The organism is Klebsiella sp. OBRC7 (genome assembly GCF_000293135.1).
Taxonomy (GTDB): domain Bacteria; phylum Pseudomonadota; class Gammaproteobacteria; order Enterobacterales; family Enterobacteriaceae; genus Klebsiella; species Klebsiella michiganensis.
In genome coordinates this window covers 124,376-132,512 of record NZ_ALNJ01000076.1, presented here as the reverse complement: position 1 = coordinate 132,512, position 8,137 = coordinate 124,376, and the positions used below count along the sequence as shown (strand labels likewise).

9 protein-coding genes are annotated in these 8,137 nt (G+C 55.5%); 4 read left to right on the top strand and 5 right to left on the bottom strand.

Annotation, left to right across the window (positions count from 1 at the left end):
• The coding region (locus tag HMPREF1144_RS31625) for an ISL3 family transposase (RefSeq protein ID WP_009652803.1) at positions 1-350 on the bottom strand (350 nt) is incomplete at its 3' end.
• 99 nt (positions 351-449) lie between these two features.
• On the opposite strand from HMPREF1144_RS31625, the gene HMPREF1144_RS15390 reads away from it, so the two are divergent.
• The 3 genes from HMPREF1144_RS15390 to dacC all read left to right on the top strand — a co-directional run bounded on the left by HMPREF1144_RS15390 (position 450) and on the right by dacC (position 3,007).
• Positions 450-767 (top strand): hypothetical protein, encoded by a 318-nt coding sequence (locus HMPREF1144_RS15390; protein WP_042927851.1) that lies wholly within the window; start codon positions 450-452, stop codon positions 765-767.
• Between the two features lie 78 nt (positions 768-845).
• The gene (locus HMPREF1144_RS31620) at positions 846-1,280 is read left to right on the top strand and encodes a hypothetical protein (protein WP_042927849.1); all 435 of its coding nucleotides are present in this window, start codon (positions 846-848) and stop codon (positions 1,278-1,280) included.
• Between the two features lie 524 nt (positions 1,281-1,804).
• Positions 1,805-3,007, top strand: coding sequence for a serine-type D-Ala-D-Ala carboxypeptidase (dacC, locus tag HMPREF1144_RS15380; protein WP_032721350.1), 1,203 nt, complete (start codon positions 1,805-1,807; stop codon positions 3,005-3,007).
• Between the two features lie 28 nt (positions 3,008-3,035).
• On the opposite strand, the gene deoR is transcribed toward dacC, so the two are convergent.
• Together deoR and ybjG are read right to left on the bottom strand one after the other, a co-directional pair.
• Positions 3,036-3,794, bottom strand: a complete 759-nt coding sequence (deoR, locus tag HMPREF1144_RS15375) for a DNA-binding transcriptional repressor DeoR (protein WP_004849345.1) — start codon at positions 3,792-3,794, stop codon at positions 3,036-3,038.
• Positions 3,795-3,919: 125 nt separating this feature from the next.
• Positions 3,920-4,513 carry an undecaprenyl-diphosphate phosphatase gene (gene ybjG / locus HMPREF1144_RS15370; RefSeq protein WP_004849347.1) on the bottom strand — a complete coding sequence of 198 codons (594 nt, stop codon included), beginning with the start codon at positions 4,511-4,513 and terminating at the stop codon, positions 3,920-3,922.
• Positions 4,514-4,831: 318 nt separating this feature from the next.
• Here ybjG and HMPREF1144_RS15365 point away from each other — a divergent pair, with 318 nt between their 5' ends.
• Positions 4,832-6,067, top strand: a complete 1,236-nt coding sequence (locus tag HMPREF1144_RS15365) for an MFS transporter (RefSeq protein ID WP_004849349.1) — start codon at positions 4,832-4,834, stop codon at positions 6,065-6,067.
• A gap of 47 nt (positions 6,068-6,114) precedes the next feature.
• On the opposite strand, the gene HMPREF1144_RS15360 is transcribed toward HMPREF1144_RS15365, so the two are convergent.
• Together HMPREF1144_RS15360 and HMPREF1144_RS15355 are read right to left on the bottom strand one after the other, a co-directional pair.
• Positions 6,115-6,930, bottom strand: coding sequence for a Cof-type HAD-IIB family hydrolase (locus HMPREF1144_RS15360; RefSeq protein ID WP_004849351.1), 816 nt, complete (start codon positions 6,928-6,930; stop codon positions 6,115-6,117).
• Positions 6,930-8,132: an MFS transporter gene (locus HMPREF1144_RS15355; protein ID WP_042927846.1), complete on the bottom strand. Its 1,203-nt coding sequence runs from the start codon at positions 8,130-8,132 to the stop codon at positions 6,930-6,932. The genes HMPREF1144_RS15360 and HMPREF1144_RS15355 overlap by 1 nt, the downstream gene beginning before the upstream one ends.
• Positions 8,133-8,137: the final 5 nt, after the last annotated feature.

Below are 8,137 nucleotides of genomic sequence, written 5' to 3'. Positions count from 1 at the left end.
CTGATTTTCAGCCATGAGAGCACGAACGATTCGAACAGCAGCGTATACCGGCTGCCAGGCCCTGCCCACGGTACAGGCAATGTCTGGCAGCCATGCTCCGGACACATAATGCGGGGAACATCGGCTTCGACAATGGTGGTGAACTGGCAGGTATCAAGATGGCGCCATTTACGATGACGGTGATCGTGAACAGAACAGGATTTACCGCAGGTCGGACAGGCTAACCGGGTGTTTTCAGCGATCCCAACAGTGACAGTAACAGAACCGGCATTTTCATCGAGAGAAAGGGACTTTACCTGCCACGGAGCGGACAGATTGAGAATATGAGCGTAGAGGGACTTTTCGTCCATGGCGGTGACCTCTGGCGATTAAATACACCATTATCATGCCTTCAGCCACCACAACAAGGGAAGACCCATATATAAACAGTATTTAGTGGAGGGCAGATCATGGGGTTCCCGTCACCGGCTACGGACTACATTGAAACTGCTTTGACAGTGAATTCTCTGTGCAACATCACAGCAAACTCAAGAGTTATTGCAACTGACCGTGGGTATGTTGTTCTTGATTTGTCCATGAAAGTGAAGCAGGGGAGTATTCTGCTTATCCGCTCTGCTGGAGAACTTCAGTTTGCAAAACTTATGGGCCGTTCATTTATCACTGTTGAGGGAGAATCGATTGAAGGTGATGCCATGGATGAGGTTGAAGTGCTCGGAGTTGCAACGCACGTGATCAACGATATGAGGCAGGATGATAGCCCTGTTTGAAAACTTGGTGAGAGCAACCTTACTTTAACTACTGTTGCCTGAAGTTAACATCTGAGATAATAACCCCACGAATAATAGATGAAAGATTGGTTAACTGTGAGTAGTAAGAAAACGTTAACGTTCGCGCAATTTTTGGTAATAAATAGTCAACTTGCTAACATCTCAGATACTTGGGCTGATTTGTGGGCACTGATCTTTCACACGGGGCTAAGCGTCGGGAGGTTGCTGGCGCTTCGCCACGATGATACTGATGGTGATTCTATACTGCTACGAGAACAGGGACGCCTGAAAGCACTGCGTGTTGAATTGACGCCTCCAGCGATAGCGATAATTGATCGTAGAAGGGAAAACTATCCAGATGACGTTTTTGTGTTTCAGAGTCACTCGAATCGTGTGAAGTACGAACGTCGGCCAGTCACTTTAATTGCCTTCAACACTGCTTTACGTCGGGCGGCAAAATCGTTACCAGAAGTTACTGTAAGCAGTAGTAGTGCCAGAAGAGTCACAGAGTAAGTGCCCCATCAGGTAGCCGCATGCAAGAGCTATCGGGCAGGGCTGGTGCCATTCGAGCAGAATAGACACCGTGGGTGATTGTACAGACCGGTCAGCACACAAACCAGCAATCTGCCGACTCCCGAGCGTCTTTCAGATTACTCTAAGCTGCTCTTTGTTGAACTGTTATTTGGGGCAGATTTTGGGGCAAAATGACCTTTGGGGCACGATTTGGGGCAATCAAATGTCCGTATTTGTACGCACTTGTCCTGAAGTAAACAGTGCTATATTATTGAAAATATTGCAGATCATTGAATTTGCTAAACTATTTTTTTGCATGCCATAATAAAGTTAATATTTAGGCAACCGCGATCAAAAAAATTGCGCTGTTTGCAGCACCGGACGAGGTTATTGCGTAAACTTTAAAAACTTTACCAACTCGCTGTTTCTTTAAGGTCATTTGTACGCTTTACTCACCGGCTGCTGCGGCGCGGAACGAGTGTGGCGGCATATTTTTGTTTGGAAAGGATACTTGGGTGGCTCTTATGACGCATGATGCTTTTTCCCTTCGCGGCCTCGCGGCAGGCTGCGCGCTTTTACTTCTCGTTGCGCCTGCGGTGCAGGCGGCGGAACAACTCCCCGATGCGCCATCCATTGACGCGCGAGCCTGGATCCTGATGGACTATGCCAGCGGCAAAGTGCTCAGCGAAGGCAATGCCGACGAAAAACTCGACCCGGCGAGCCTGACCAAAATCATGACCAGCTACGTTGTCGGCCAGGCGTTAAAGGCGGGTAAGATTAAGTCTACTGATATGGTGACCATCGGACGCGATGCGTGGGCCACCGGTAACCCGGCGCTGCGCGGCTCTTCGGTGATGTTTCTCAAGCCGGGGATGCAGGTGTCGGTAGAAGATCTTAACAAGGGCGTCATCATTCAGTCGGGCAACGACGCCAGCATCGCGATAGCCGACTACGTGGCGGGCAGCCAGGACGCGTTTGTCAGCCTGATGAACGGCTATGCGCAGAAAATGGGCCTGACCAACACCACCTTTATGACCGTGCACGGTCTGGACGCGCCGGGCCAGTTCAGTACCGCCCGCGATATGGCGCTGCTCACCAAAGCGATGATCCATGACGTACCGGAAGAGTATGCGATCCATAAAGAAAAAGAGTTCACCTTCAACAAAATCCGCCAGCCGAACCGCAACCGCCTGCTGTGGAGCACGAACCTCAACGCTGACGGGGTGAAAACCGGGACCACAGCCGGGGCGGGCTACAATCTGGTCTCTTCCGCGACGCAAAACGATATGCGCCTGATTGCCGTCGTGCTCGGCACCAAAACTGACCGTATCCGTTTTAACGAATCAGAAAAACTGCTGACCTGGGGCTTCCGCTTCTATGAAACCGTGACGCCGATTAAACCCGATGCCACCTTCATTACCCAGCGCGTCTGGTTTGGCGATAGCAGTGAAGCGAAGCTGGGGGCGGGCGAGGCGGGTTCCATCACGCTGCCGAAAGGCCAGCTGAAAAACCTCAAGGCCAGCTACACCCTGAACGATACGCAGCTGACCGCGCCGCTGACCAAAGGGCAGGTTGTCGGCACCATCGACTTTAAACTGAATGATAAAACCATTGAGCAGCGGCCGCTGATTGTGATGGAAGCGGTAAACGAAGGCGGTTTCTTTAGCCGGATGATCGATTTCGTGCTGATGAAACTGCACGGCTGGTTCGGCGGTTGGTTCTCTTAAAATGCAGGCCGCGCCCTGCGGGGCGCGGTTAGTAAAGCAGTGAAATTTGTTTTTCCTTCGCCAGCGCGAGCAGATCGTCATCCGGACACACGTCGCTGGCTATTACGTCAAACTGCGATAAATCCCCCATCCGCGCCGGCCGGACTTTGCCGAATTTACTGTGATCGACAACCAGCACGTGGTAGCGCGCGCTTTTCATCGCCCAGTGTTTGACCGGCAGTTCTTCCAGGTTAAAACAGGTCGCGCCCTGCTCGCAATCGACGCCCGCGGCGGAATAAAACGCGATGTCCGGGCACAGGTGGCTCAGCGTATCCTGCAGGCTTAGCGGTTTAAAAATGGCGTTGCTGGCGTGGAACTCGCCGCCGCACAAAATCGCGCGGCACTGGGGCTTTTCCTGTAAGGAAAGAAAGGTATTGAGCGAATAGCAGACGCCGGTAAAGGGCAGGGCGCTATCGATGGCGTCGATGATCCACGGCGTGGTGGTCCCGCAGTCAAAAAAGGCCATCTGGTGGGGCTCAAGCAGCTTTGCCGCATGGCGGGCTGCGCGGCGTTTTTCATCCACAAGGCGCGTTTTCTGATCGCTCAGCAGATAGTGCGTTGCGCTGCGCGGCTCCAGAACGATATAGCCGCCCAGCAACACGACCGGGCCGCTGTGGCCGTTGAGGTCGCGACGAATGGTCATCTCTGACACGCCAAGCAGGGTGGCCGCTTCTTTTAGATGGAGTTTATCACTGCGCTTGAGTGCCTGAATAAGCTGGCTGATGCGTTCGTCACGACGAGTTTCCATATTCCCTCTAAGCTGAAAGCGCCCTGCATTGACAGGGCGTCAGCGGCGATTTTACCTGCCGGAAGAGGCTTAGTCACGCGCAGGAATCGGGCGCTGCCGCAACTTTACCGGCTGGTCAGGAACGTCTATTCGCGCACCCAGCCTTTGCGAATCGGCAGCGAAAAGAACAGGCGGTACAGCCGCTGCAGATGCTGATAGAGGGTTTTTCCGCCGCTTTGCCACAGCAGTTGGGCGCTAAGGCAGGCGATCATCGCGGTGAGCAGCCCGCCCAGCATATCCATCGGCCAGTGAACGCCGAGATAGACCCGGGACCAGGCAATCGCGCAGGCAACGGCGATAAGCAGCGCGCCCGACCACAGGCGGTGCCAGAACATAAAGGCCAGCGCAAAGGTAAAGCAGATAGTACCGTGATTGCTTGGGAAGGAGTTATTGGGTGAATGATGCAGGAAGTTATAGCCCACACCGGCGGCAAAGGGACGTTCATGCGGAAAAAACACGCCGAATATCCATGAAAGCGTGAGGCTAATCGCGAGCGCCATCATCACCTTAAATACTAGCTGACGCTGGTTTGGCCCCCAAAGCCATAAGGCGAATACCAATAATGGCACAATAATAATCAGGTCTTTGGCGATGAACGTCGCGATTTCAATCGCCCACCACGGCGACGCGGGGGTGGCATTGAGGAATGCAAACAGCGAGTAGTTAATATTTTCCAGCATACATCCAGGCTCTTAGGTCCGTTAGCAACAAGCCGCTCACCTTAAAAAACGGTGGCGATAAGGTAAAGCAGTATTGTCTTAATTATCAGTTTGTTATGAATGAAAGTGGGCATATGGCTTCGTTAACAGACTGAGTAAAGGAGTATATAGCCTGTAATCTAATTGAAACATAAACGAAATATATACAGTGGGATTTTCATTCGGTAATGGCGACGCGGTCTCTGCGTGGCGATATTTCTCTTCATCGCTCACAATTCACTATCTCCCCGGCACGACTTTCATTAAACTTTGCGCGGTTTTATTTAAATAAGAGATTTCATGCACAATTCTTCGCTTTCAGGCAAACGCCTCGGACGTCAGGCGCTGCTCTTTCCGCTGTGCCTGGTGTTATACGAATTCGCCACCTATATCGGCAATGACATGATCCAGCCGGGTATGCTCTCGGTGGTGGAAGAGTTTGGCGTGGGCAATGAGTGGGTTCCGACCTCAATGACCGCCTATCTGGCCGGCGGTATGTTTTTGCAGTGGCTGCTGGGGCCGCTTTCGGATCGCATCGGCCGCCGTCCGGTCATGCTGACCGGGGTGGTGTGGTTTATCGTGACCTGCCTGGCGACGCTGCTGGCGCAGACGATTGAGCAGTTCACGCTGCTGCGCTTTTTGCAGGGCATCAGCCTGTGCTTTATCGGCGCGGTTGGCTATGCGGCGATACAGGAGTCTTTTGAAGAGGCGGTGTGCATCAAGATCACGGCGCTGATGGCCAACGTCGCGCTGATTGCGCCGCTGCTTGGGCCGCTGGTGGGCGCGGCCTGGGTTCATCTCCTGCCGTGGGAGATGATGTTTGTCCTGTTTGCCGTGCTGGCCGCTATCGCCTTTTTTGGGCTACAGAAGGCGATGCCGGAAACCGCCACCCGCATGGGGGAGAAGCTATCGGTTAAAGAGCTGGGGCGTGATTATCGTGAAGTGCTGAAAAACCTGCGTTTTGTCGCCGGCGCGCTGGCCACCGGCTTTGTCAGCCTGCCGCTGCTGGCGTGGATTGCTCAATCGCCGGTGATCATCATCAGCGGGGAGCAGGCGACCAGCTACGAGTATGGTCTGCTGCAGGTGCCGATATTTGGCGCGCTGATTGCCGGTAACCTGGTGCTGGCGCGCCAGACTTCCCGCAAGACGGTGCGTTCGCTGATTATTCTCGGCGGCTGGCCAATTATGATCGGCCTGCTGATCGCCGCCGTCGCGACGGTGGCGTCAACCCATGCGTATCTGTGGATGACCGCCGGGCTGAGCATTTACGCCTTCGGGATTGGGCTCGCTAACGCCGGGCTGGTACGCCTGACGCTGTTTGCCAGCGAGATGAGCAAGGGAACGGTGTCGGCGGCGATGGGGATGCTGCAAATGCTGATCTTTACCGTGGGTATCGAAGTGAGCAAGCACGCCTATGAGGCTGGCGGCAGCGGTCTCTTCAGCTTGCTCAACCTGATGAGCGGGGTGCTCTGGCTGGCGATGACGGTCTACTTCCTGAAGGATAAACGCGTAGGCAGCTCCCTCGAACCGCAGTAATCTTCAGATACCCTGCTGCGACGTTACGCGCCGCAGCAGGCGCGGCCTCAGGCGAACGGCGCTTCGCGATTAAGCACTTTATCAATAATATGCAGCACGCCTTCTTCGTTATTGTGCGGCGCGCGGTAGCCGGCGACGGCCTTCACCGGCGCGGCGGCGTTGGCCATGGCGAAACCGAAGCCGGCATGCTGCAGCATTTCGATATCGTTGCCGCTATCGCCAAACGCCACCACTTCATGGTTCTCGATGCCCCAGCGCTCCTGCAGGATGCGCAGTCCGTTGGCTTTATGCACGCCGGGAATAATCAGGTCAATGCTGCCGTAGCCGGTAGCGACCGCGGTCACCATATCGCCAAGTGCGGCGTGCAGCTTCGGCTGTATCTGCGGGATCAGCTGGTCCGGCACGTTGAGGCCGAACTTCAGAATTGCATCATCAGCAATATGATTAAAGTCGTCGACCAGTTCGAGGCGATGATAATACTTCGCCGCGACCGCTTTCAGCTCATCATTATACTGGTTGAGGGTATAAGCGCTGCGCTTGCCGCAGGCGATGATTTCAATGTTGGCCAGCGTCTGGAGATGGTCGATAACAGTATTGAAATGCTCCTGCGGCATCCGGCAGTTAAACACATCTTCTCCGGCGCTGACCACCCAGCCGCCGTTTTCGGCGACAAAGGCGATCTCATGGGCCACTTCGGGGAAGAAGGAGATAAGCTGGTAATACTGGTTGCCGCTGGCAACGACGAAGCGGATGCCCTGCTCGCGCATCCGTTGATACTGGGCGAGGAAGCGCTGACGGTTATAGGTTTTGGCATCGCTCAGAAAGGTGCCGTCCATGTCTACCGCAATCAATTTGATGCTCATTAACTGTTCTCCATCACGGGTTCAGATTGTGGCTTCGCTACCGCGCGGGCGACGATGGCCGCGACCAGCACGAGTGCCAGCACCACCATCATGGCGCTGCGCAGGCCGAAGTGTTCGCCGAGAAAGCCCAGCAGCGGCGGCCCGACGAGGAAGGCGAGGTAGCCGGTAATCGCCACCACGCTGACGCGCTTCGGCGCATCGGGGCCGGTGTCGCTGGCGGCAGAAATGGTCAGCGGGAAGCCCAGCGATGCGCCGAGGCCCCATAATAGTACGGAGAGACCGGCGACCCACGGGTTATCGACGAAAATAATCAGGCCAATGCCCAGGGCGCCCATTACCGCGCTGGCGCGAACCACCGTCACCCGGCTGTAGCGGTCAATAAACCAGCCGCCGGTAAAGCGGCCAAGGGTCATGCCGAGGGTGAAGCCTGCGTAAATCAGCGAGCCGGAGGTTGGGCTGAAGCCGTGGCCGTCAACCATTAGCAGCGGCAGCCAGTCGTTGGCGGAGCCTTCAGCAAAGGCCATGGCCAGGACGATCACGCCAATCAGCAGCAGCTGGGCATCGCGCCATATCGGCAGGCCTTTGCCTTCATGGCGCGCCGCTTCCGCCGCATTTTTGCCGGTGCCTTCGGGGATCGCGCGAATGGCGATAGCAATGGGGGCGACGGCCACCAGCGCCGCCAGCAGGATGTGCGGCGCGGCGGGCAGGCCGAAGCCGGTTACCGCCATACCAATCCCGGCGCCGACGAGCGTACCGAAGCTGTAGAAACCATGCATCATCGGCAGGACGGTTTTATTCATCTCACGTTCAACGGCGGCGCCTTCGACGTTAATGGCCACTTCCGCGGAGCCAAAGCTGGCGCCGAAGATGGCTAAGCCAATAGCAAACAGCACCGCCGAGGTAAACCATAGCGCGGCGCTGAGCACCAGCATGCCGACCACCGCGCAGGACATGGTGGCGCGAATCACTTTACGGGTGCCGAATCGATTGACCAGCCACGCTGAGCAGAGGATGCCGCTCATCGAACCTATGGATAGTCCAAATAATACAATCCCCATTTCCGCCGTCGATAGCGCGAGCAGATCGCGAATCGCCGGCGTGCGGGTCGCCCATGAGGCCATGAGTAATCCGGGGATAAAAAAGAACATGAAGAGCGCCCACAGCCTTAGCTGAAGGGCTCTGCGGGAGGTTTGCGCTGTCATCCGTA

What these genes read in the sequence shown, in the direction of transcription:
- HMPREF1144_RS15390 (WP_042927851.1), top strand. Translation starts at nt 450, where the DNA reads ATGGGGTTCCCGTCACCGGCTACGGACTACATTGAAACTGCTTTGACA.
- HMPREF1144_RS31620 (WP_042927849.1), top strand. Translation starts at nt 846, where the DNA reads ATGAAAGATTGGTTAACTGTGAGTAGTAAGAAAACGTTAACGTTCGCG.
- dacC (WP_032721350.1), top strand. Translation starts at nt 1,805, where the DNA reads ATGACGCATGATGCTTTTTCCCTTCGCGGCCTCGCGGCAGGCTGCGCG.
- deoR (WP_004849345.1), bottom strand. Translation starts at nt 3,794, where the DNA reads ATGGAAACTCGTCGTGACGAACGCATCAGCCAGCTTATTCAGGCACTC.
- ybjG (WP_004849347.1), bottom strand. Translation starts at nt 4,513, where the DNA reads ATGCTGGAAAATATTAACTACTCGCTGTTTGCATTCCTCAATGCCACC.
- HMPREF1144_RS15365 (WP_004849349.1), top strand. Translation starts at nt 4,832, where the DNA reads ATGCACAATTCTTCGCTTTCAGGCAAACGCCTCGGACGTCAGGCGCTG.
- HMPREF1144_RS15360 (WP_004849351.1), bottom strand. Translation starts at nt 6,930, where the DNA reads ATGAGCATCAAATTGATTGCGGTAGACATGGACGGCACCTTTCTGAGC.
- HMPREF1144_RS15355 (WP_042927846.1), bottom strand. Translation starts at nt 8,132, where the DNA reads ATGACAGCGCAAACCTCCCGCAGAGCCCTTCAGCTAAGGCTGTGGGCG.